This window comes from uncultured Algoriphagus sp., from assembly GCF_963974835.1.
GTDB lineage: Bacteria > Bacteroidota > Bacteroidia > Cytophagales > Cyclobacteriaceae > Algoriphagus.
On record NZ_CAXBET010000004.1, the window covers coordinates 214,339 to 240,230 of the forward strand.

The window sequence follows — 25,892 nt, forward strand, 5'->3', positions numbered from 1 at the left end:
AGCCTTTGAAATTTTTATAGTATTTAAAAAGCTTTTTCCACTATATAAATTACTAAACACTTCTACTGGATTTACTTCTCAGAAATCGATTCTCAAATAAAGCCTAAAAACATCATAGGGTTTTCATAAAAAAGTTTAACAAGGAACAACTCACTAATCTTCATTTATGGACAACATTAATTACTAATCAAGATATAATTGTTTTTGCTTTTCATAAATAAAGAATAGCATTTGCACCTAATTTAAACCTTAGACAGTCTCCATTATATTATATATCACACAATTTCATTACTAATTAAAATAGTGGATTGATTGTCAAATACTCTTAAGTCTATACCCTACTTTTTTTAAATACGATGAGCATATTAACTAATATAAATTACTATAATACTTATATAAATCACTAGATAGAGGAATTTTGAGCTGATCAAAATCTTTTTACTTGATAAGTAAAAAGATCCTACTGCTTGTCTGAAATATTTTCCACCCTCCTTTTCATCTGAATTGGCATTTGGCGATAAAACCAAAAGAGGTCTCTAACTATCTAATAAATGCATTTGATTTAAGCTGATTAACTTTACTTTTTCAATTGTCATTAGACAGATTGTGCCTTTATTCAGAGAAAAAGGCATTTTTTATGTCAGAAATCCTCAAATCATGGTTAAGTCAATTTATTTTTCTCAACGCGAGATCCTATTATTCTGCCTACCGAATTGTGACAGAAAAAGAATAGCTCAGTCTCGCTTTAACCCTAATTGACATCCTTTTCAGAAACAAACATATCAAATGACACAATTATGATGATTTAAAACTTTTTTATGTATAGCACTTAAATATGTTTGATAGAATATGTTTTTTCTTATATGCTGAAAGTTAAATAATTAAATATTTTCTGAATTGAGATTAAATAAAAGCACACACATGCAACCTAATTATTTAATTTATATCACAACCGGATGTTGGCTGCTTCGCTTAAAATTTTTTAATTTTTTTTCATTTTTTTTCAAAAAAATTTTCCGGTTGGCTTTAGAGCATTTTATACATTTTTAAACTTTTGAAAATCATATTTATAATTTCAAAAGAAATTAAAAAATAACTAACTTTTTATTATATATATATTCTTGTGTCTTAAATCAAGAATTGAACTTTTAATGATTTGTTCCTTAATTATTTTATTTCAATTATTAGAGAGCAAACAGTATTATATAGAATCCCAAATAACCCGGTTTGTAATTCAATATATATTATTCAAAAACACAAAAAACAATTAATCACCCACGATTAACTGTTTTAATAACACAAATATTATGGATAAAATATTTACCTATTTAGGTAGGGCGATAGCCTTTACCTTGATGTTACTCGTATGCTCTTTTGTTAGCGCATCTACCTATTATATATCATCTTCTGTTGGTGATGATAGTCGTAGTAGTATACAGGCACAAAATGAGAACACACCATGGAAGAGTATTCAAAAGCTGAATTCCATTTTCAGTACGCTACAGCCGGGAGATAAAATTCTATTTAAAAACGGTGATACTTTCCACGGAACGATTACCATAACTAAATCTGGAACCGAAGGAGCACCTATTACCTTCGGAAGCTATGGCTCCGGAGAGAAGCCTGTAATTACCTCTTTAATGAATGTAACAAATTGGACTTCTAAAGGAAGTAACATTTATGAAGCCAATGTTAATGTTGCAGAAGCCCTGAATATCGTAGTGCTAGATGGGAAAGCACAGGCGATGGGTAGATTTCCAAATGCAGACTCATCCAAAAAAGGTTTTTTGACCATAAGCTCATACAATTCAGGAAATATTAGCAGCAGTGAATTGCAAGCACCGACAAATTTTACTGGCGGGGAAATCGTCATCAGAAAAAACAACTGGATAATTGACAGACATTATATCAACTACCATTCTGGGACAAGCATTAATTACAATACTACCGGTAGCTATTATTATCCTTATGTCGGATTCGGTTTTTTCATTCAAAACCACCCTGGAACCTTAGATCAGAACGGCGAATGGTATTTCAACAAGCAAAATAAGACCATACAGATCTACTATAATAAAGGCAATCCATCCTCTGCGAATATTCAAGTAGCTTTGGCAAATCAAGTGATTGACATTAAGGCGGGAATAAGCAATATCACTTTTTCAAACCTTTCCATTACGGGGGCTAACGAAAACCTAATCACATTATCAAGCTCCTCAAACATAACTTTTGACTCAAGCGAATTAAAATTTGCAGGTAAAAATGGAGTTCAGGGTTTGGCCACGACAAATTTCACCATCCAAAATTCTCTGGTAGAAGACACATATAATAGTGCACTTTTCTTCCAGTGGTCGGATGTTAATATGAAAATTCACAATAATACATTTAATCGTAATTACGTATTTCCTGGAATGGGAAGAAATGGAGACCTTAACGGAAATACCATTTATATGAGCGAAACTTCCGGCAGTGGAAGTATTCAATATAATAAAATCCACAATTCAGGATACCAAGGCATTAATTTCAACGGAAACAGCACCGTTGTAAAATACAACCTCGTTGATACGTTTTGCTTCGTAAAAGATGATGGGGCGGGTATATACACTTATACCGGATCCTCTAACAAAACTCTTTCCAACAGGCAAGTAATGAATAACATAGTAATCAATGGTATAGGGGCAGTTGATGGTACTAAACCTTATGGCCCAACCGATTTGCCTTATGTGGAAGGAATTTACATGGATGATAATTCCTCGGGAGTTGAAATCAGCGGCAATACAATCGCGAATATTGCTTCCAGCGGGATTTACATCCACAATTCAAGAGCGCTCAATATTTCTCAAAACAATATTTATAATGTTGGAAATTCAATTCGTTTTGTTCACGATAACCTTGGAGATCCTAACCGGAATATTGTTTTGAAGAACAACAACTTTTTGGCAAAAAACTCAGGCCAAGCACATGTCTTCGTTCGGTCAAAAATTGATGATGTGAATCAGATGGGATCGTTTGATAATAATGTTCACGCTAGACCTGTTAATGAAAATAATACGATTACTATCCAAACACCATCTAAAAACGGAATTGTTGATCTTAAGACCTGGAACAGCAATTATGGGTTGGATATGAATACTACCAAAAGTCCAGTTGCTTTTGATAATAGTAAAATGGAAATCGAAGAATTCATATTATTCGAATATAATTATTCCAATAGAGCTAAATCATTAGGTTTGTCAGGTACTTATGTGGATTTAAAAGGTAAAACTTATACTGGTTCCGTTTCAATTCCCGCATATTCATCCGTAATATTATTAAAAACTAAAGCAGGGGAAACTAACCTTGCTCCTACTGTTAGTATTACCTCTCCAAATACCAACGCCCAAATTACTCAGGGCGAAAACATCAATATTACTGCTTCTGCTACAGATACAGACGGATCGATCGCAAAAGTGGAATACTATGATGGAAATACTTTAATAGGAACCGACACTTCTGCCCCATTCAGTTTTACATGGGCAAGTGTACCAGTTGGAACATATAGTTTGACAGCTAAAGCAACAGATAATGGTGGTTTATCTACCGTCTCTGATGCAGTTACAGTAAAAGTAATAGCTAAATCTAATGTGGCTCCAAGCGTAGCTATTACAGCACCAAGTGCAGAAGCAATCTTTAATGAAGGAGAAAACATTAGTATCACTGCTAACGCTGCTGACGCCGACGGAACGATCTCCAAAGTGGAATTCTACAATGGAAGTGCCTTGTTGGGAGTTGATACTTCTTCTCCTTACAGCTTTTCGTGGAGCAATGTTCCTGTTGGAAAGTTCTCTATTACCACTAAGGCAATTGACAATACAGGTGCGGTAACTGTTTCTGCTCCAGTAGCAATCACCGTTCTTCAAAAAATAGTTAAATCTCCTTTTGGTGGAAATGCCGCTACCATTCCTGGTATTGTTGAAGCTGAAAATTATGATCTTGGTGGTGAAGGAATTTCCTATCATGATTCAGATAATGGAAACAATGGCCAAGTTTATCGTCAGGATGATATTGATATTGGAGCTGCTAGCGAAGGTAGTTATACGCTGGGTTGGATGGAAGTCAGCGAATGGATGGAATACACGGTCAATATCACTAGTGCAGGTGCATACAACCTTGATGTCCGTGTTGCGTCTCCGGCAGTGGGTGGGACTTTCCACCTAGAATGTGACGGAAAAGATGTCACCGGTCCACTTACGGTTCCTGCCACGGGTGGATGGAATACATGGGCTTCTGTTGAAAAGACCGGAGTAAACCTACCTGCAGGTAAGCATGTGCTGCGATATGTGGTCGATTCCCACGGAGCCAGCGGCTACTTCGGTAACTTTAACTCCATGATCTTTACCATGCCAAACACAGCTCCAAGCGTAAGTATCACCGCTCCGGCATCGAAAGCAATCTTTACCCAAGGGGAAAATATCAGTATCACTGCTAACGCTGCTGACGCTGACGGAACGATCTCCAAAGTGGAATTCTACAATGGAAGTACCTTGTTGGGAGCTGATATCACTTCTCCTTATAGCTTCTCTTGGACTAATCTTCCTGTTGGAGCATTCTCTCTGACTGCTAAAGCAACGGACAATCTAGGTGCAGTGACTGTTTCTGCGCCTATTGCAATAACAGTAGCTGAAAAAGCTAACATCGCTCCAAGCGTAAGCATCACCGCTCCTGCCACTAAAGCAATTTTTACCGAAGGTGAAAATATCAGTATCACAGCAAATGCTACTGACTCCGATGGAACTATCTCTAAAGTGGAATTCTACAATGGAAGTACCTTATTAGGAGCTGATACCTCTTCTCCTTACAGCATTTCCTGGACTAATCTTCCTGTAGGATCATTCTCTCTAACTGCAAAAGCAATTGATAACAAAGGTGCAATAAGTGTTTCTGCGCCTATTGCAATAACAGTAGCTGAAAAAGCTAACATTGCTCCAAGCGTAGCTATTACAGCACCAAGTGCAGAAGCAATCTTTAATGAAGGAGAAAACATTAGTATCACTGCTAACGCTGCTGACGCCGACGGAACGATCTCCAAAGTGGAATTCTACAATGGAAGTGCCTTGTTGGGAGTTGATACTTCTTCTCCTTACAGCTTTTCGTGGAGCAATGTTCCTGTTGGAAAGTTCTCTATTACCACTAAGGCAATTGACAATACAGGTGCGGTAACTGTTTCTGCTCCAGTAGCAATCACCGTTCTTCAAAAAATAGTTAAATCTCCTTTTGGTGGAAATGCCGCTACCATTCCTGGTATTGTTGAAGCTGAAAATTATGATCTTGGTGGTGAAGGAATTTCCTATCATGATTCAGATAATGGAAACAATGGCCAAGTTTATCGTCAGGATGATATTGATATTGGAGCTGCTAGCGAAGGTAGTTATACGCTGGGTTGGATGGAAGTCAGCGAATGGATGGAATACACGGTCAATATCACTAGTGCAGGTGCATACAACCTTGATGTCCGTGTTGCGTCTCCGGCAGTGGGTGGGACTTTCCACCTAGAATGTGACGGAAAAGATGTCACCGGTCCACTTACGGTTCCTGCCACGGGTGGATGGAATACATGGGCTTCTGTTGAAAAGACCGGAGTAAACCTACCTGCAGGTAAGCATGTGCTGCGATATGTGGTCGATTCCCACGGAGCCAGCGGCTACTTCGGTAACTTTAACTCCATGATCTTTACCATGCCAAACACAGCTCCAAGCGTAAGTATCACCGCTCCGGCATCGAAAGCAATCTTTACCCAAGGAGAAAATATCAGTATCACTGCTAACGCTGCTGACGCCGACGGAACGATCTCCAAAGTAGAATTCTACAATGGAAGTACCTTGTTGGGAGCTGACATCACTTATCCTTACAGTTTCTCTTGGACTAATCTTCCAGTCGGAGCATTCTCTCTGACTGCTAAAGCAACGGACAATCTAGGTGCAGTGACTTTTTCCGCCCCTATTGCAATTACAGTAGCTGAAAAAGTTATTGAAAATCCGATTGGCAATGGTTTACTAAATGGCTTGGTCGCATTTTACGAAATGAACACTAATCAATCTAATGTATTAAGGGATTCCCACGGTCAAAACCATGGAACAAATACTTCAATCAGCCATCAAAATGGCTTTATTGAAAAAGGAAATAGTTACGATGGTAAATCCTCAATTTCAAGCGTCCCTCATAGTAATAGTTTAAATCTGACAACTGAGTTTACTTTAATGGCAGATATCTACCGGGAAGGAAATGGACAAGTAAAGGGAACAGTGATTGTAGGAAAAACATTGTCTTCCTCTTGGACTGAAAACCAGTCTTATTCTATGGGACTTACGAGAGACAATAAAATAAAAATCCGAACAAATATCCCTTATCTAAATGATTGGGTTTCCAGCCAGACAGTTCCATTAGGAAAATGGGTTAGAGTAATTGCTACTTACAAATCCGGCGAAGGATACAGTCTATATATGGATTCTACTAAGCCTGAGCAATCAGGTAGGTTTTCAGGATCCATCTCACAGTCAAATCTTGAGTTGACAATTGGAGCCGCTACATTAACAAATAATTCAGCAAATCTCCGAAGATTCGAGGGAGTTCTTGACAATGTTGGAATTTGGAATAGAAAACTTTCGACAGATGAAATATCTAGTCTGATAACGAATAAAATAACATATCCAGATTTCAAAGGTAACAACTTGTACAGAGTTAAAATATCCTCCAACCTGGAAGAGATATCAGGAAAAGAAAATCAGTCTGAAATCACTACTGAAGCTGAAGAAGGTGAAAAACTAATATTTGTAGTTGAAGATGAAGACAATGCAATATTTGATTTCTGGAGTATAAACGGTGTGCCTGCTGGAGATCAGTCGCTGCTGGAATTTGAAATGCCAAGTAGAGACATCATCTTAACCAAACATTTCAGAGAATTCCTAGCACCGGAAATCAAGATAAGTCTGACAAATCAAAATACGGAAATTGAAGCAATGAGCGAGGTTAATATACACCTTGAAGTAAAAAGCAATGATGCAATAATAGAGAAAATAGAACTCTTTAGTGGTGATAAATTGATCGGTGAATTTGATCAGAGCTCTTCTGATGGCATAAACTGGAAAAATATTCCTGCTGGAACCCACGCACTGACGGCGAAACTTACTGATGCAACTGGAAAATCATATTTCTCAGAGCAAATGATTCTAAAAGCAGTTGATTATTCAAAAGACATTCAGAACGTCTTATTGGATTACAAAATTGGGCCTAATCCTACAACTGACTATTTGAATATCTTCTTTGAGAATCTCGATGGAATATATGATTTTGAATTCAGAGTTGTTTCGATGAATGGTGTTGTCCAAAAAACATTTAAAGCTACACCTGAGGAATCATCAGTAACCATTGATGTGTCTGATTTAATAAATGGAGTTTATGTTTTGAACTTAACTTCAAATGGAAAAAATATATCAAGTAAGAAGTTTATAAAAAAATGAATCTTATATAATTGAAAATGCTATTTAAGTTAAATTAAAGTTGTTTAACAAATAAGCAAAATACATTATTAGTGAATAATAGCTTATTTAAGCAAAGTCTAAAAAAGGCTCCCTAGTCAATAGGGAGCCTTTTTTATTTAATCAAACAATCCTACATATATCTATTATTCAATTAAAATTTTAAAACTATATAAGTATAATCAAAATGAGAAAATAATTCCCCAATATTTCCTATTTAAACTACTCTAACAAACTGATCTTCAACTTTAAAATATATTGGAATAAAAATTGAAAAACGATTTTTCCACTTTAAAGCATCACCCATTAAAAATGTAGAACGATTGAGTAAAAAAAAACACCGCATTAATAGCCGGGAAAACAATAGTCAACATACTGATAACCAACATACTAGTATTAAACAAAAAACTAAATTGTTCCTCTCAAGAAAAATATTAACAATTTTAATTAAACATTTGAAAATCCAATTAGATTTGCATCTGCGTAAATTTATTAACTTTGAAAAATATTTGAAACGCCCAGTCTTTCTTTCAAAGTTTAAGTTCACAAGTACATCATAAACTAACCTAATTAATTAGACCAATTCAGAAGATAATTCATTAATTAAGATAAAAGAACGTTGAAACCTGAACCTAAATTTAAATTTGAGTATTTCCATTAACAAATTATTCAATATTAATTAACCTAATTCTAAATTCAATCTGTTCAAAAAACATAGACTACAAGCCCAAATAACCATTAATTCTACAAACCATGAAAAGCAAAATGATTAACCAGAATATTTCAAACGACAAAAAATTAATGAGGATTTTCAAGATATTACTGTACCCTATCATTGTTGCTTCGGTTAGTTCGTGTATAGAAAATGCAGAGATAGCTGTGGAATGCGATCCTTGTACTAGCCCCTTATCTTATGACGGATACACCACCATATTTTCAGATGAATTCAATTCTACAACATTAAGTGAAAACTGGAACTACATAGAAGGCGATGGATGTCCCGATGAATGTGGCTGGGGAGTAAGTGAAGAGCTAGAATTCTACACCACGGAAAATATTGAACTAAGGGAGGGTAACATGATAATTACAGCAAAAAAAGAAAATAAAGGACAAAGCCAATACACTTCAGGAAACATTAACACCTTAGATAAATTTTCTTTCACATATGGAAGGGTAGATATCAGGGCTAAACTACCTAAAGGTCAGGGAATTTGGCCATCTTTTTATTTATTGGGTGATAATATTAATGAGGCGAAGTGGCCTATTCCTGGACACATTAGTGTTTCAGAAATGAAAGGCGGTGATGGAAAAGGTGGTGATAATTCAATCGTTGGAAAATTAATTTGGGGGACACCTACTAAAGTAGAATCTGCCACGGAAATTGCCACACTAAAAGATGGTATTTTAAACGACAAGTTTCATGTCTTCTCAGTAATCTGGGAGCCAACCAGAATTCAATGGCTTCTTAACGATAAAGTCTACTTCGAACAGAAAACAGATGCTGGAATGAATGGAACTTTCAACAAATTATTTCACCTGAATATGAAACTAGCAGTCGGCGGAAATTTTCCTGGAAATCCTGACGGTAACACTGTATTCCCTCAGCAAATGTTCGTTGACTATGTTAGAGTATTTCAAAAAGAATTAGCACCTTGATATATTTGGATATATATAATTAACAGAAAATAATAAAATCCATTAGGCATACTACGCTTAATGGATTTTGTTAATTTCAGCGGTTGATTTAATTTTCTTTGAAATGAACATCCTGTTTGATAATTAAACTAAAATCAACGAAAATTTAATAATGGAAAAAAGTAAACCGGATTATTTTTTAACACTATTTTTTTTAATTATTTCAGCCAAAACAACATTTTTGTATGCGTATGATATGTTTTGGTTTCTGTATTCATTTATATGCCTAGGTTATGGGATGTATAAAAAAAGAATATATTTAAGTGATCTTTACGTATTTGTTGTTTTCGCTACTATTTATGTTGGATATATTATCTTAAGAGATGTCCTTTTTAATAAACTAGGCGCCTCCTATTTATTAAGTGATGTCTTTTTTTTATTGAAATATATATTTCTAACATTCTCCTTTTGTGTTGTAGTTAGAGAAAATGCCACTAGTCTTATCTCGGAAGTAGTTATTATACTAGCAAAAATCTCATTGGTATTTTATGTTTTTCAATTAGCCGGAGGAGGAGAAATACTTTTCACGATGGGAAAAATTTTCTATAATAGCACACTACCATTTGATGTTAGTAGCACTTATTCGAACTTCTTTATATTCACTTACGACAAAGTCCACACGATAAGAAACTGCGGTTTTGTTTGGGAACCAGGAGCTTACGGATGTTTCCTTATCACAGCATTGTTATTTCACTTTATGAATAACAATTTTAAATTTGATAGAAATGCAATAATAATTCTAATCTCAATTGTCACAACATTATCAACCACCGCATACCTAGCGGTTGCTATCTTAATGATACTATATTATCGTTATCATGGAGGAGTTTTTGATATTAAAATTATTGTTGCTATGGTACTGGGTGTAGTATTATTTACTTCTCTACCTTTCCTTGGTGATAAAATTGGAGATACCTATGAGGGCGACGTCAAAATGCTTGATGATTATGAAGATATTAATAATCAACTTGAGTTTTATTCCGAATATGGAGGCGAAGTAAAGTTAAATAGATTTTCTAGTGTAATTTTTTTATATCGAAACTTTGGTTCCCAGTTAATATTTGGCGTTAGTAATGCATATGTCAAGTTGAAGAGCCAAAAATACGGCGTAGAAATTAGTAATTTTGGAATTTCGAACGGAATTATAGACTTCATCGTAAAATTTGGCCTAATTGGATTTATTTTTTCACTTTTTCGTATTGGAAAATTTATTTATATCCACTATTTTAGGGTAGAATATTCAATTTACATAGTTGTAATGGTATTGATAATGAATTTTGGTTCTCCAATTTTCATACTTCCAATCACTTTGATGTACCTATTTTTACCTAGATTTTCAGAAATTGACGATATCGATGAAGAAGATAAAGAAAATGAAATATTGAGTGTGCAATAATTAAAATTCAAACATTTTTAAAGGTATATTTACTATTCATATACCTAACAGTCAAAATTGATTCAGGTGAGCAGTTCGAATTTTGTTAAATTGAAATCTGATAGGAAAATATTGGAATTCAGCAGAATGCGATTAATTTTTATACCCAAAATCACATTAACTAATTTCGCATTAGTTAAATTTGTTTTTTTTAATGAACCTATCAAAATCTTATTGAAAACTAAGAGATTATGAAAATTTTAATGGTAAATGACTATCCATTAGATAGTTATTATACTAAATGGAAAGAAGGATTAGTTGCTAGTCAGCAATTATGGGGAAAAGTAGAGTTAGACAAAGAAGAAGGATTTGAACTAATTATTTTACCGCATCAGAAGTATAGCTTTTTGGATAAAATAGGAGACAGGATGCGTATTGAACATTTTGATCAACAGATCAGGGCATTGCTGGTAAAAAATGATATTGATATAATTTATGCACCATTTGCTGCTGCCACAACAAAATTTTTATTAATTCTAAAGTTTCTTGGAATAATCAATACTCCTATCGTTGCAATGATCCACTATCCTCTCTTGGGTAGCAATTCAAACAATAAGCTTGTAAAAAAAATGGGCAAGAGATTGATGAAGGGATTTGATCGCATGCTTTTTATCAGTCAAAGCATTCAATTAGATAATATTAATGCATTTTCGCTAACTCCTGAAGAATATGAAAAGAGATTTGTACACTTAAATTGGGGGGCCGAGACTTCATTTTATGCTACTACAAACCCTTCAAATCATGTTGAGGGTGAGAAATATTTTATTAGTTCAGGACAAACGGATCGTGATTTCGACACCTTAATCGAGGCTTTTAGACATCTGGATTGTAAATTGAAAATCTACGCTAAGGAAAACTATAAGCCTAAGACAAAAGATATCCCTAAAAATGTGGAGATCCATACCACAGTTAATAGCTCTAAAGAGATAATTGACTTATATAAGAATTCTATTGCCGTATTGATTTGTTATAAGATTAGGCAAAAATCAACTTTGGGCCTGACAGTACTATTAGATTCAATGGCAATTGGAAAACCTGTTATAATGACAGAAAATTCTTTTATCGATATTGATATTGAAAAGGAAGGTATGGGATACTGGGTAGCAGAGGGAGATGTACAAGGCTGGGTTTCTAGAATCAAACAACTAATTGAAAGCCCGGAAAAGTGTGAAGAAATGGGCAAAAAAGCTTTTCAACTTCATAAAAATAAATACAATATGGATATTTTCGGAAGTTCTTTAAAAAGTGTTTTCCAAGATCTTTCTGAGGAAATTAAAAAATAGATCAAAGTAGGCCCTTAAATATTTATCGCTTTCGTAATCCTAAAATAACTGAATCTGCATCATTAAAGTATATTAAGATTCAAAATCTGATTGTGTTTTATCTTTCAAAAACTTAAATCATTACAATAAAAAGGAAGGTCTGGTAAAATTTACCAGACCTTCCTTTTTAAGAATTGACAAAGTTTTAAAAGAATTCTCCACTAAGGAATTTTACCGGTCTTATAAATCAAATTGACGGCTAAAATAAATTATTACAAGAGTAGAAAAAGTTTTAAGAATGATAATTAGCTAGCTACTTTACTTTTTTAGTTCTATTTAATTGCCCAACTGATTTTCTTATCTGCAGCTTTTTTCTCGTAATCGGAAATTTGTTGCTTTGTAAATGAAACTACATTCTTTGGATCATTGTAAAACATATAATACCAATCTCCAGTAAATTGAATCAATTCAGAAATATTAAGAGTAGGTTGCCATTTAAAATCAAATAAGGCTTTATCGCAATTAAGTTTTAACAATCCAGCCTCGGAGAACTTCAGTTCACCTGTCTGAGTATAAATATCTTCTGCTCTATGTAAGTTCCAGCTTTTACCTAATTTTTCAAGCAGTTCCATTACTGTAATACTATTTTCAGAAGGCGGGCCAAAGTTATAACTCTCACCATTAAAGTCTCCCTCATTCCACAGCTCAGCCGCAATATTAAGATAACCACTCAATGGTTCCAACACGTGCTGCCAAGGCCGGGTAGCACCAGGATTTCTTATATTTACCTTTTCATTTTGGCTCCATGACCTCATGCAATCTGGAACTATTCGGTCTGCAGCCCAATCTCCCCCTCCTATCACATTGCCTGCTCTCACAGATGCCATTTTTATATTAGGCATTTTCTTTATGAAAGAATGATAGTAAGAGTGAATGACAATTTCAGCAGCAGCTTTTGATGCGCTATAAATATCCTTACCACCAAGCATGTCTGTTTCCTTATATCCCCAAACCCACTCAACGTTTTCATAACATTTGTCTGAAGTAATAAAGATTGACACACATTTATTCTCCAACTCCCTAATTGCTTCAAGCACATTAGCGGTTCCTATCGCATTGGTAGTAAATGTACCTAATGGATCAGAATATGATAAAGAGACAATAGGTTGAGCTGCCATATGAAAAATAAAATCTGGAGATATCCTTTTAACCTCTGACTTAAGTCTATCAAGATCTCTTATATCCAAAAAGATATGTTCCATTTGATTTTGAAGTTCCAATGCTTCATACAAAGAAGGCTGGGTAGGAATATCTAAAGATATACCATAAAGAATTGCCCCCTTTTGCTTTAACCATAAAGATAACCATGAACCTTTAAAGCCTGTGTGCCCAGTAATGAGGACTTTTTTACCTGAAAAAACTTCTAACATAGGTTGATTAAATAAAATTTATAGCATTCAATTTTTACCAAATTTTCCACGGCGCTTTTCCTTGATCCCAAAGCTCTTCAAGCATATGCTTATCTCGAAGAGTATCCATAGGCTGCCAAAAACCTGTGTGCTTAAAAGCTGATAATTGATCATTTTTAGCTAGTTCCTCTAATGGTTCTCTCTCCCAGATCGTGTTGTCATCTACGATATAATTTAGTGCTTCTGGCTCAACAATAAAAAAGCCTCCATTAATCCAAGCATTATTCATCACATCACCGGTAGGCTTTTCTCTGAAACTTTGAACTTTGGTGTCTTCTTGATCCAATATAAAAGCACCAAACCTCCCTGGTTGTAGTACAGCCGCAAGTGTCACAATAGACTTTTGGGATTTATGAAAAGCAATCGATTCAGTAATATCTAAATCACTAACTCCATCACCGTAGGTAAGACAAAAAGCTTCGTCTTTAATATGCTCCGCAACTCTCTTGATCCTTCCACCGGTCATTACGTTTTCACCTGTATCAATTAAAGTAACCTTCCATGGTTCGGAGTTCCTGCGATGAACTTCCATAGAGTTATTTACAAGATCAAAAGTCACATCTGACCTGTGAAGAAAATAATTGGAAAAATATTCTTTGATCATATGACCTTTATATCCACAGCAAATCACAAAATCATTAATCCCGTGAGCGGAATATATCTTCATGATGTGCCAAAGTATGGGTTTCCCACCGATTTCTACCATGGGTTTAGGTCTTACACCACTTTCTTCACTAATTCGGGTACCGAAGCCGCCCGCTAAAATTACTGCTTTCATTGTTATAATTATTAAAAGGTTATGCGCATAGAAAATATAATACAATTAACTGTATACAAAAATGCAATGAAGCGAATTTAAATAAAATATGTCGAGACAAAAATTTAATTTTTGAAATAAATGACGAATATTAATTATCGCAACTCTTAAAATTATTTTGAGTGAAAATTAGTTCCTGAAACTGCTTCTTGCTTAAAAAATCCCTCTGTTTTTAGCACGATTGAATTAATAATTTCTATAGAGTTAAATTAAAACGCTTTGACGAGTTTCAAAATCAATGAGCCGTTCGAATAACAGCTGAATGCTTCCAGAAATTCTTATTCTCAATTTGAGGAATTTTTTCTACTCATCAAAGAACGGAGTTCATTATCTATTTACAAATTTCCATACAACGCTGTCTAGTTAAGATTAGCTGTATAACTGAATTAAGTATTAACCGATTCTCAGGATAATTTTTTCAGCTCGACTCGTAGTACAGACATTCAAGATTGCTGTTCTATTTGAACCTCTTTTCTCTCTACTTTAAATTTATCGTAGACCAAAGGAAATAAGGTCTTAACCCAAAATTTAACAAACATTGCCGGTACCTCCTTAGGAAAGTGCGTTTTCAGAAAATACATGTATTCTTTATATTCGAGTCCTTTAGGGCTATACAAGAATTCAATCCTATCAGAAAGCTTAGAATCCATAGATTTCCAAGTCCTAACTTGGTCATAAGTACAGTGTCCTAAAACTCCTGGTGCAACCCACACATCGAAATTAGCTTTCTTCGCACGTAATGTATAGTCAAAATCAGCAATACCATGAACAAATCGATCAGCTAAAGCTCCAATAGTATCTGATACTTCCTTTGGAACAAGCATGATATTAGCACATCCAAAGTCGCACGCCAATTCCTGAGTCTGACTATTTACTAGAGTATGCTTTAGTTTTTCTGGAGAATAAAGTTTGAATCCACCATAGGTGAATTTTCCGCTTATAAAATCAGTGGTTGTTCCAATCGTCACATTTGACTTATTATTTTTGAGCTTCATTGACTGATTACTTTTCACCAACTTTTCCAACGTGTCTTCAAAAATTACAGTGTCGTCATTCAAAAGCAAATAATAATCGAATTCAATATCAGAATTAATTGCCGCTCTCCAGGAATTTCTCATTCCTCCTGCCCAAAACAAAGAGCCATTTCCTATTAAAATATTAACTTCCGGAAACTTTTCCTTTACTGCGTTTGCTGTGCCATCCTTGGAATTATCGTCTGTCAAAAACACATGAATTCCATATTTATCAATGTTGTTTTGGGAGAATAAATTTTCCAAACATTTTAAAGTTTTTTCCTTTCTGTTAAAACATGTAAGTAATACAGCAATTTTCATCATCTATACTTATTTCGAATTATAACTTCTATAACGAATTTTTATTTGTCCCAAAACCCAAAAGCCTTTTTATCAACTATCTTCTGAACTTGGAGGTAAGTAATTAGCCCAAGGAAAGTAAACACGATAATATTAGAGTAAATAATTCCAGGCAGTCCAAATATACCTCCTAAGTAGATAGAGAGCGGTATATTAACTAACGCTGACAATACTACAGATACAACTTGGACATATAATTTCCCTACACCAAAAATAAATGTTGCATGAATATTATACCAAAAGAAAGCAATAAAATAAACTCCCAAAGACCAGGTAACAGTAAATGGTATCGTCAAAGAATCCCCAAGCCAAATTCTAAATACAAAAGGCGAAATTACAACACAAAGAGCATTTAGTACGAAAAATAAATAAAACATTCTCCTTAATTTACTTAAACTCTTTTTCATCCAAACATAATCCTTCAATTCATACGCATCTGCAAATGCACTCCAATACGGATTCAAAATAACCGAAATGATCATGAACAATGCAGTGAAGTACTTATACACAACATTATAAACAGAAACATCCTCAAGATTTAAAATATTTGCAATGATTAGATTACTTGTTTGATATAAAACCAAATTACCAAGCTGAATAATAAAAAATAGCCATCCCACACCAAAAAGGTCCTTAGACTTTTTAAAGTCAATTTTTCTAAAATCAGGTTTAAATACACTTAACTCACGGAAGTAATAATAAAATGTATAAATAAACATGGAGAGAACAATAGAAAAAGCTAGTACTAAAACCAAATATATAAGATTAGGCTCAGTAAAATACGTTAATCCTAGTACCCCAATTAATGATATGACTAATGCCATTGTCTGAATGAGATTAGCCTTATAAGATAGGTGGACAGCTGTTAAAACAATTATAATAATTTGAAGGACAAATTGTCCACAAAAGCAAATCAGAACAATAAGAACAATTTGATTTACATAATGCGCCATTTCTGGCGGCGTATTAAAAACACTAGTCCAATCAACAAAAACGTGGACAATTAAAAATAGAAAGAAAAAAACTGCAGCAATTAAAGACATTACTGCATAAGTCGTACTTACATATATTTTGCCGTCATCGTATTCCTTTTTGGCATAGTCAGCTGTAATCCTATTTCGTAAGCCATTTCCTAATCCAAGGTCAAATTGGCTCATCCAGCCTACTACAGAACTTATTGTTAACCAAATTCCATAATTGACAGCTCCAATATAATTTATTGAAAGAGGGATCAACATAAGCGAAATAACAATTCCAACTCCTTTGATCCCAATAGAATTAATAATATTTTTTATTACTAAAGAAGATCTATCCCCTCCCCTGAACGCAGCTGAAACCTTATTAAAAGACTCACCAACACTCGGAATATTATAGAAAAAACTCAAAATATTTCTAAACATTAATAATTAATTACTGCTGTATAACTTTTGTTTAGACTGAAACTATTTCTTTATCTTTTCCAGAGTAATAACCGTAACCAAATTTACTTCCGTAGTGTTTATTAGAATCATTTATTACTACAAAATTCTGCTTGAATATACCTTTATCAATTATTTCTCCTAATGCTTCCAGATTATCTACATTAGTATAATTCATCCTAACCACAAACACGATTAAATCTGCAATTTTACTTAGTGAGTACGCATCTGCAACTAAACCGATTGGTGAAGTATCTATGATAATGTGATCATATGATTTCTTTAAATTATCAATTAGTTTAGCTATTTTTTCAGAATTAATTATTTCGGAGGCATTTTCAATGGACTTATTTAATCCTATAATATCCATATTTATATTGACTCCCGAGGTTGTTATTATTTCTTTATAATCCTTAATATCTTGACTGAGATATTCATATAAGGAATATTTAGATTTAAGCTCCAACGCCTTAAAAATACTTGGTCTTCTAAGGTCTAAATCGACCACAATTACTTTTTTATCTACAAGGCTAAGTGTGGTAGCTAAATTAAGGCTGAAGAATGTTTTTCCTTCTCCTGACATAGAGGAAGACACCATAATAACTTGGTTATCATCCCCTGATTGGAATTTCAAATTGCTTCTAATCATTCTAAGTTGTTCCGCCGTAGGAGATATACTTTTCTGAGTTATTGCAATTATTCCCTTCTGATCATTTTTAGCAATTTCACCTAATATCTGAGCATTTAGATTTTTTTCAACAATACTCTTAGAAGTCACTTTTGATGTCAATAAATATTTACCAAAAATAAAGCCAAGAGGTAAGAATAAACCTAATCCAAAAGCCCCACCCATAATAATCAACTTCTTTGGAGAAACTGGCTTGATACTGGCGATGGGTGGATCCACAATTTGTGCATTATTTACACCAGTGACTTCGAGTGCCAAAACCGCTTCATCTCGCTTTCTAAGCAAATATTGATATTGCTCCTGTTTAAGATCCGTGTTTCTATCTATCTCAACCAACTCCCGTTCAATTCCAGGTATGCTTTGAGCTCTGTAGCTGCTTTCATTTAAAGCCGCTTCTAGATTTCGTTTATTGATAAGGAGATTTGACTTTATGCTTGAAATGTTAGCTGAAATGTTCGATTTCAAAGTAGCTATTTGATCATTTAAGCTTAAAAGCTTCGGGTTATTAGGCTGCAATACTCTGCTGCTTCTCTGCTTCTCGCGTTGAAGGTTATTATATTGATTAAGTAATCCCGAAAGCGAAGGATCTAAGTCGGTTAAGCCACCAGGTATAAGATCATATTGACCAGTCTGATTACCCATGTTAAACTCAATCGATTCAAGAATATCTATCTTCCCACTTACCTCGGCTACCTGCTTTCTAGTTTCAGCAGTGCTCTCAAGGTAAATTTTTGAATTCATGCTGATATCAGTAATATTATTTTGAGTCTTAAAGTTTTCGCTAGACCTTTCAAACCCTTCCAAATCTTCTTTAACTGTACCTAATCTATCATTTATAAAATCAATGGTCTTAAGTGCAGTTTCATTTTTCTGGTTAATAATTCTCTGATTATATCCTTCTATCACTGAAGTAAGAATTTGTTTACCCATCTGAGGAGACGAATCCCGCATTCTGATATATAGTGTACTTGATTTGATGGAAGGGTTCTCGAACTCAAAAACTTTGGAGTAATTATCCGCAGCAACCTGTGGATTTACCAATTCCACAAATACATTACCTATCTCTGGAGCAAATTCATTTCTTTCAGGATTATTTTGAATAGAAATTTCACCGAAAGACATTTTGATCACTTGCTCATACTGAAATTCTTTTTTTCTATCTTCATCAAGTATTAAAACAAAATTAGTTTCAGATACAGGTTGAATTTCAAATGACTCTGAGGGAGACAAAAATGTTTTGCTGAAAGAATGAACTTTAATGTCAATTGGGGAATCAAAAAAATCTATTTTCTTTTTAAAGAAGCCATCTTCTACGTAGTAATTTATAAAACCTTTATTCTTAATTATTGCATCCGTAAGCAATGATTTGGATTTAAGTTTCTCCAGTTCATTTTCTACTGTCACAGTAGATTTCATATTCTCCAGATCACTTATAATTGCGTTTTCTGTCACGTTACTATTTCTTTCCCCCTCTTTAATAATTATGGTACTTGAAATCAAATACGCAGGAGTAAGTGTTTGAAGGTAAACATAAGCCAACCCACAACTAATTAAAATAAAAATTGGGAACAGATACCAATTTTTTAAAATGGCTCTGAGAACAAGTTTAAGATTAATAGGCTCCTCGTGTGACTTAATTTCTTTATTTTTTCTCATAATATTTTAACAGAAAATACATCGGAAATCAATTTTTAATTAACTATTGCATCCCAACTATACAAAATTGGCACCAATATAGAAACCGCTAAGGCTAAAAAAACCATGCTTCTTTCATTAGTGCTTACCTTTACTGATTTCATCTTGTCAGGTTGAACATAGATTATATCATTTTGCTTAAGATTATAATAGGGAGACGCAAGTATTCCTTTATCGTTAAGATCTAGAGTGATTACTGACCTTACCCCATCAGTTTCTCTTATCAATCGGACTTCCTCACGAAGTCCATATTCAGTCATATCGCCAGCTAAACCCAATGCTTCAAAAACATTTAGTTTTTCAGAAGGCACATAAAAAGTTGATGGGTTTTTGACTTCCCCTATGACTGTAATTTTAAAATTTGCATATTTTATGGAGACAACTGGGTCCACAATGTACTCCTCTATGCCTTTAGCAACCAAGGCTGTTGCCTCAGCGATAGTAAGACCTGCTAGCTTCACCCTTCCTACCACTGGGATATTCACTTCCCCGTTCTCATCTACTAGAAATCCTTGTACATTGATACTGTTTATAATACTCTTATTGTAGTCGAGATCGGTTGATGGATCATTAAACATTTCATCCATTTCTGGCTGCAGGCTGCTTAAACTGATCTTCATTAAATCACCTGTCTGAATTTTTATTTGCCGATCTTGTCCAATCTCGGTTTGAAATTTTTCATCTTCCTCTAAATCGCTCATATAGAGAAGATTTCTATTTGAGCATGAGGAGAAAATAACTGTCACAAACAGAAAAAACAAAAGCTGATTTCCCGCGAAATTGCGATTACTAATCATTTTATTATAATAATTTAAATTTTAATAAACCTTTAAACACTCAATTTTTACTTAGTAATGTTTCAGACATTTTGTCCAAATATTTTTAAATAATCACAAAAAACAAACTTACTACAAACACATTATTCGAATAATCCAAATAATATTTTGAATTCTTATAAAATTCGGGATTACGCCTTTCTCTTTCGATTGCATGCAATTTTCCAAATTCCATACAAATATCTCTTTTTATAATGACAGTCCAAAGGGTTATATATACTCATAATAATCCCTTAACAACAAACGGGCTAATTGGGCGATTACGAAGTCAGAATTTTGCTCAAAAACTAAACCATATAAAACGAAGAATTCAGAAAATTATTCCTGAAACCATACAATATTTCATTTAGTTATGATGCAAGGAATCCTTGGAACAAATTCAATAATCTGTAAACCGCTGAATTTCATTTAAATACATCTATCCAACAAGCGGATTCGTGGGAATCATCATGGATATCTCTAAATTTTTAGAAATCATCTTTTTGCGTAATATTCTTTAACTGTAGTGCAAATAATAGAGAATTAAAGCCTAATAAGAACAAATTCATAAAGAAATTTTAGACTTTTTATTTTTGGACTAATTTAGATGCATTCATTATACTGCATCTTCTTATGTCATGTATTAATATAATTGTAGTTTAAATCCTATATAACGTATTGCACAATAATTTGACATGGCTCATCCTGAAAATTTATATTCAAGTAGAATATAGTTTTTTGCTGTAATCATTTCTTATGATTTAATAACTCACTTATCTAGGATTATTTCAATATCTCCTTCAACAGGTGCGATAAAACACAACACTAAATATATGACCAAAAAATCTTTTTATCTATTGGGATTTATATTGCTGAAATTTTCTCTTCAGTACCTGTTAATAGATTCGGAATATGATCTCCATAGAGATGAATATCTTCATCTAGATCAGGCGCATCATTTGGCTTGGGGATATATTTCTGTTCCCCCAGTGACATCCTGGTTTTCCTATATCATTTACCTTTTGGGTAATAATGAATTTTGGGTTAAGTTTTTCCCTGCACTTTTTGGAGTTATGACATTAGTGTTGGTCTGGAAAACAATAGAGGAATTGGGAGGAAATCTGTTTGCACTTTCTTTGGCTGCAATTGGTTTAATATTCTCGGCATTAGCACGCCTGAATCTGCTATTTCAACCTAATTCTTTTGACATCCTGGCTTGGACATTTATATTTTACACTTTAGTGAACTATGTAAATAAGAAAAGAAGTTTCTGGTTATATTTGATGGGACTTGGCTTTGGATTTGGCTTTCTAAACAAATACAATGTAGTTTTCTTAGCAATTGGATTGTTTATAGGATTTCTACTCACCTCAGAAAGAAAAATTTTTAAAAACCCACATCTATATGGGGGATTGGCATTAGCAACTTTTATTACAGTGCCCAATATATTCTGGCAATGGACAAATGGCTTTCCGGTTATCTGGCATATGCGAATGCTAAGCAAATATCAATTGGTAAATGTCAACCGCATGGATTTCCTGAGTGATCAACCACTCTTTTTTATAGGTTCCATCTTTATCTTGATTGCTTCACTAATTTCATTTTTCACCTATCGCCCTTTTATAAAATTTAAATTCCTTTTTTTCACCCTCATTGCAACTCTGGCAGTTTTTACTCTATTACAAGCAAAAGCATATTATGCCATTGGGCTGTATCCTATTTATTTGGCATTTGGATCTATTTATTTATCGCAGCTTTTAGGAAATGGGTGGAAAATATACCTCAAACCACTAGCTCTAATTTTACCCATTGGAATGTTTGCTTTGATGGCTCCATTAATTTTCCCAATAGAGGAGCCCAAAAAACTCAATCAAATCTATAAAAGGCATTCCAGTTTGAACTTAACCCGCTGGGAAGACGGAGAGATCCATGCCATACCTCAAGATTTTGCGGATATGTTGGGCTGGAAAGAACTAGCAAATAAAGTTGATCATGCGTATTCCAAAGCACCTTCAGATGAGTATACTTTAGTCATATGCGATAATTACGGACAAGCTGGAGCAATTAACTTTTATACTAAAACTAAAAACTTACGAGCTGTCACCATGAATGCAGATTATGTCAACTGGATTGATCTAAGTCGGGAAATCAAGAATTTAATTTTAGTCCGTGAAGCTTCCGATGGGGTAAGTGATCGCGAAATCTCCTTATTCGAAAAATCAGAAGAAATAGGAACAATAACAGATTCCAATGCTCGCGAATACAAAACCATTGTTCACCTACTTCTTGATGCAAAAATAGACATTAATTCGATCTTGGCTAATGAAATCGAAGAGAAACGAGCTGAGCTAAGAGAATGAAATCTTTGAAAAATCTTCAAAATACAAATATTGATCTCAAAAAATTAGAAATGGACGAGGACTGAACTTCCTTAAAGTTCTGCTCTATACTGTTTGATTACTTCTACCTATCTGATAGATAAAAAATATAAAAGGCTCTATTGAAATGTTTCAATAGAGCCCTTTATATTTTCTAAATGCGCTGGTTTAATTTATGCAAAAACTCCTTAAGAGATTGTCACATCAATTAAAATAAGCAACCTGCTCAGCTCTTAATTTATCACAAAGTCTATCTGAAGGGAGAATTACATCTGAGTAAGTTAAGACTGTATCCTTAGCAACATCATGTTTAAGTATACATCCCTCCGCAAGACCAATTGGCAACAAGTTTTCTTCTAGAGATGTCTCATAATTCTCACATAATCCATAAGTCATGTAGCCTCCAAGATCATCAATTTTCTCACCCGCTTTAAGATCGATTTTAGCAGTTGCCACTACGTCTACCATGGGTTTTCCTAACGGTGCGAGCGCAGCATCGTTGAAAATCACGGCTCGAGCCACAGTCAAAGGAACTTCAAAATGACAAAGGTGGTAAGGAGTATAAAATAAATAAAGAGGACCGGTACCTAGCTTATAGAGGTTTAGGTAATGCTGCTGTTTAGGATCATCATGAGTTCCAAGAACAAAAACTCCAGGGCCAGGTTCGGCAGCCACTACATAATCAACTATTCCTTCTCCTTCTAATAATGCTTCTAAAGGATATAAATTCTGGAAAATGTCCTTAAGTGGAGTGCCACTAGCTACAGTAGGACCAAACATCCCTCTTTTAGCTACCTTCATCCCAGTTCCATTCGCAACGATTGCCTGTTCAAAAGAAATCTTGGTACCATCAGCAAAAGAAGTTACCATTCTTGGGTTTTGTTTCCATTGCTTTGCAAAACCCTCCTGAGTAGTCGGATTTCTATATGGGTCATGCAATCCTTTAATATTCCCACACAAAACAGGTTTAACTCCGATGGATTTAACAAATCGGTAAAGATTCATTTCTACGCCTGGTTGATCACCGTCAACATTGGTAACAATTACACCAGCTTTATCTGCATACACTTTTAATATAGGACCTATCGTACCATCGATCTCAGCATTCATGAGAATTACATGTTTTTTATATTCAAATGCCTTCAGAATAATTCTTGCTGAGAATTCTATCGCTCCGGTAACCTCAATGATTGCATCGATACCATCTGCTTCGCAGATAATATCTGCATTATCCGTAATACTGCATCTTTTATTTCTTATGTTTTCCTCCAGTTCACTGGTGCTTGAGGTATATACTGAATCCTCAATCCCTGTTTCTAGATATACTTCCCCAGCGCGTTCAACATTTCTATTAAAGATTGCAACAAGGTCCATCCCTGGAACTGAATTAATTATTTGGTTCGCAATACCACGAGCCATAAAACCTGCACCAATCATTGCCACTTTAACTGGATTATTCTCAGATTCTCTCTTTTTTAAGGCAGTATCTACAATTACCATAGAATTATAATTTTAATAATTAGGGTGAGTTCTATCTTTATCTGTGATGATGACGGGGTCAATAGGTAATTCAATACCAAAAGCAGGATCATCCCATCGAATTCCCGCTTCTGCGCCTGGAGTGTAAAATTGGCTGACTAAGTAAGTCACTTCAGTATTGTCTTCCAAGGTGATAAAGCCGTGTGCAAAATCCTCTGGCACATAGAGCATTTTATAATTATGCTCAGTAAGCTCAACTCCCACCCATTGTTTATAAGTTGGTGAATCTTTACGAAGATCAATAATTATATCAAAAATTGCTCCTTTGGTACACCTAACAACTTTAGTTTCCTGAAAGGGATCGTTTTGATAATGCATGCCTCTTAAAGTACCTTTTTTTAAGCTTAACGACATATTAACTTGCTTTATATCGGACTTTAAGCCGTGATCAGCCATTTCATTAGCGCACCATGCTCTTCCAAAAAAGCCTCTATCATCCTCAAGCTTCTTAATTTCTAGAACAAATGCTCCTTTAAGTTTCGTTTCTGTAAAAATCATATGTAATTAGTTTTGCGAATTCCAAATCAGACTTTCGTTCAAATACCCTTTATTCTGCAGGCTATTTAAAACCTCCAGTCGTATGAACTGAGATTTTCTATAATTGTGGTCATTAAAATTCATTTCAGTAAGATTTGCATACAAATCTTTAACTGTTGTTTTTAAGTCTATAATGGGTTGATGATTTGGGGCTACTTTCTCAAACAAATCAAATACAACCTTATAAGACCTTTTATCTGGTTGGGCATTTGGATTAACAGAGACCTTTACACCCGGTACCACATCTGCTACAGCTTGGGCTAAATCAATAATTTGATAATTCCATACGCTAGACCCTGTATTAACTACTAAAAAATTACCTCCATTACTAACATCTCTACTGATTCCAAAATCAATCGCTCTAGCCATATCCAATATATGAATAAGTGGACGCCATGGTGTCCCGTCTCCCAAAATGGATATTTCCTTAGAAATTACTGAACCTGCCACAAAATCATTTAAAACCAAATCTAGTCTCAAACGCTGAGAATTTCCACAGGCTGTTCCAAACCTAAAACAAGTAACTACAAAGTCTTCACTCGCAAGAGCATTCAATCCGTTCTCAGCTTCGGCTTTTGATTTAGCGTAAGCAGTTAAAGGATTCAACTCGTCAGCTTCTACTTTGGGATAATCTCCTGCCAAGCCATAAACACTGCAGCTAGAAGGAAATACAAATGATTTTACCCCATGTTTCTTCGCGGATTCGGCCATTTTTATTGCCGATCTGTAATTAACATCCATGGTCACTTCTTCGTATTTGCTCCCCATAGGATCATTTGAAATCGCAGCTAAATAAACTACAGCATCAATTCCTTCAAACATGCTTTCCTGAAAATTTCTTACATCTCCAAACAGCTGTTTGTGCAACCTAATCTCCGGAAGATAATCAACGTTAGTTAAGCACTTTGCAAAATAGCCAGTATCGTATCCAATAAGCTCTGCATCAGGATAAGATTGACGTAATTTATTTACTAAACCGGGACCTATATATCCCATGTTTCCTGTTATTAGGATTTTCATTTATAGTGATTTACAAGAATTGGAGAGTGATTTTAAAAGATTTAAAGCAGTCCAACCTAATGCTGCCATTGTACTTCCATAGTTTACATTTTAGGTGGTTTTAATTTCCATATGCCAAAAAGTTATTGAGTTTTTAAGTTTATAATTAATGTTAAAACTCTTAACATCAAAACTTTTACACTTCAACCAAATTACAAAATCATCTATAAAGTTAACTGAAGAACTTATCATCTTTAACCA

At 34.4% G+C, this 25,892-nt stretch carries 14 protein-coding genes; 5 read left to right on the forward strand and 9 right to left on the reverse strand.

Annotation, left to right across the window (positions count from 1 at the left end; translation table 11 throughout):
- Nucleotides 1-1,307: 1,307 nt before the first annotated feature.
- From AACZ73_RS10860 to AACZ73_RS10875, 4 genes are all read left to right on the forward strand, one after another.
- Entirely contained in the window at nt 1,308-7,493 is a 6,186-nt protein-coding gene (locus tag AACZ73_RS10860; protein WP_339877742.1) for an Ig-like domain-containing protein, read from the forward strand.
- A gap of 771 nt (nt 7,494-8,264) precedes the next feature.
- Nucleotides 8,265-9,167, forward strand: a complete 903-nt coding sequence (locus AACZ73_RS10865) for a glycoside hydrolase family 16 protein (RefSeq protein WP_339877743.1) — start codon at nt 8,265-8,267, stop codon at nt 9,165-9,167.
- 151 nt (nt 9,168-9,318) lie between these two features.
- The gene (locus AACZ73_RS10870) at nt 9,319-10,602 is read left to right on the forward strand and encodes a hypothetical protein (RefSeq protein ID WP_339877745.1); all 1,284 of its coding nucleotides are present in this window, start codon (nt 9,319-9,321) and stop codon (nt 10,600-10,602) included.
- Nucleotides 10,603-10,832: 230 nt separating this feature from the next.
- The gene (locus tag AACZ73_RS10875) at nt 10,833-11,924 is read left to right on the forward strand and encodes a glycosyltransferase (protein WP_339877747.1); all 1,092 of its coding nucleotides are present in this window, start codon (nt 10,833-10,835) and stop codon (nt 11,922-11,924) included.
- A 311-nt stretch (nt 11,925-12,235) separates the two neighbouring features.
- Here AACZ73_RS10875 and rfbG read toward each other — a convergent pair whose 3' ends face one another.
- The 6 genes from rfbG to AACZ73_RS10905 form a co-directional block, all read right to left on the reverse strand.
- Entirely contained in the window at nt 12,236-13,333 is a 1,098-nt protein-coding gene (gene rfbG / locus AACZ73_RS10880) for a CDP-glucose 4,6-dehydratase (protein WP_339877749.1), read from the reverse strand.
- A gap of 34 nt (nt 13,334-13,367) precedes the next feature.
- Nucleotides 13,368-14,150 (reverse strand): glucose-1-phosphate cytidylyltransferase, encoded by a 783-nt coding sequence (gene rfbF / locus AACZ73_RS10885; protein ID WP_339877751.1) that lies wholly within the window; start codon nt 14,148-14,150, stop codon nt 13,368-13,370.
- Nucleotides 14,151-14,632: 482 nt separating this feature from the next.
- Nucleotides 14,633-15,526 carry a glycosyltransferase family 2 protein gene (locus tag AACZ73_RS10890; protein ID WP_339877752.1) on the reverse strand — a complete coding sequence of 298 codons (894 nt, stop codon included), beginning with the start codon at nt 15,524-15,526 and terminating at the stop codon, nt 14,633-14,635.
- Nucleotides 15,527-15,564: 38 nt separating this feature from the next.
- Entirely contained in the window at nt 15,565-16,962 is a 1,398-nt protein-coding gene (locus AACZ73_RS10895) for an oligosaccharide flippase family protein (protein ID WP_339877753.1), read from the reverse strand.
- Between the two features lie 31 nt (nt 16,963-16,993).
- Nucleotides 16,994-19,324, reverse strand: coding sequence for an AAA family ATPase (locus AACZ73_RS10900; protein WP_339877754.1), 2,331 nt, complete (start codon nt 19,322-19,324; stop codon nt 16,994-16,996).
- A 35-nt stretch (nt 19,325-19,359) separates the two neighbouring features.
- Nucleotides 19,360-20,064, reverse strand: a complete 705-nt coding sequence (locus AACZ73_RS10905) for a polysaccharide biosynthesis/export family protein (RefSeq protein WP_339877756.1) — start codon at nt 20,062-20,064, stop codon at nt 19,360-19,362.
- A 947-nt stretch (nt 20,065-21,011) separates the two neighbouring features.
- On the opposite strand from AACZ73_RS10905, the gene AACZ73_RS10910 reads away from it, so the two are divergent.
- On the forward strand, nt 21,012-22,538 hold the full coding sequence (locus AACZ73_RS10910) for a glycosyltransferase family 39 protein (RefSeq protein ID WP_339877758.1): 1,527 nt from the start codon (nt 21,012-21,014) through the stop codon (nt 22,536-22,538).
- Between the two features lie 222 nt (nt 22,539-22,760).
- Here the strand turns inward: AACZ73_RS10910 and AACZ73_RS10915 are convergent, their stop codons facing one another.
- From AACZ73_RS10915 to AACZ73_RS10925, 3 genes are read right to left on the reverse strand one after another with little or no spacing between them, the layout of a single operon-like run.
- Nucleotides 22,761-24,056 (reverse strand): Gfo/Idh/MocA family oxidoreductase, encoded by a 1,296-nt coding sequence (locus AACZ73_RS10915; RefSeq protein ID WP_339877760.1) that lies wholly within the window; start codon nt 24,054-24,056, stop codon nt 22,761-22,763.
- A gap of 12 nt (nt 24,057-24,068) precedes the next feature.
- Nucleotides 24,069-24,593: a dTDP-4-dehydrorhamnose 3,5-epimerase gene (rfbC, locus tag AACZ73_RS10920; RefSeq protein WP_339877762.1), complete on the reverse strand. Its 525-nt coding sequence runs from the start codon at nt 24,591-24,593 to the stop codon at nt 24,069-24,071.
- 6 nt (nt 24,594-24,599) lie between these two features.
- Nucleotides 24,600-25,652 carry an SDR family oxidoreductase gene (locus AACZ73_RS10925; protein WP_339877764.1) on the reverse strand — a complete coding sequence of 351 codons (1,053 nt, stop codon included), beginning with the start codon at nt 25,650-25,652 and terminating at the stop codon, nt 24,600-24,602.
- Between the last annotated feature and the right edge of the window lie 240 nt (nt 25,653-25,892).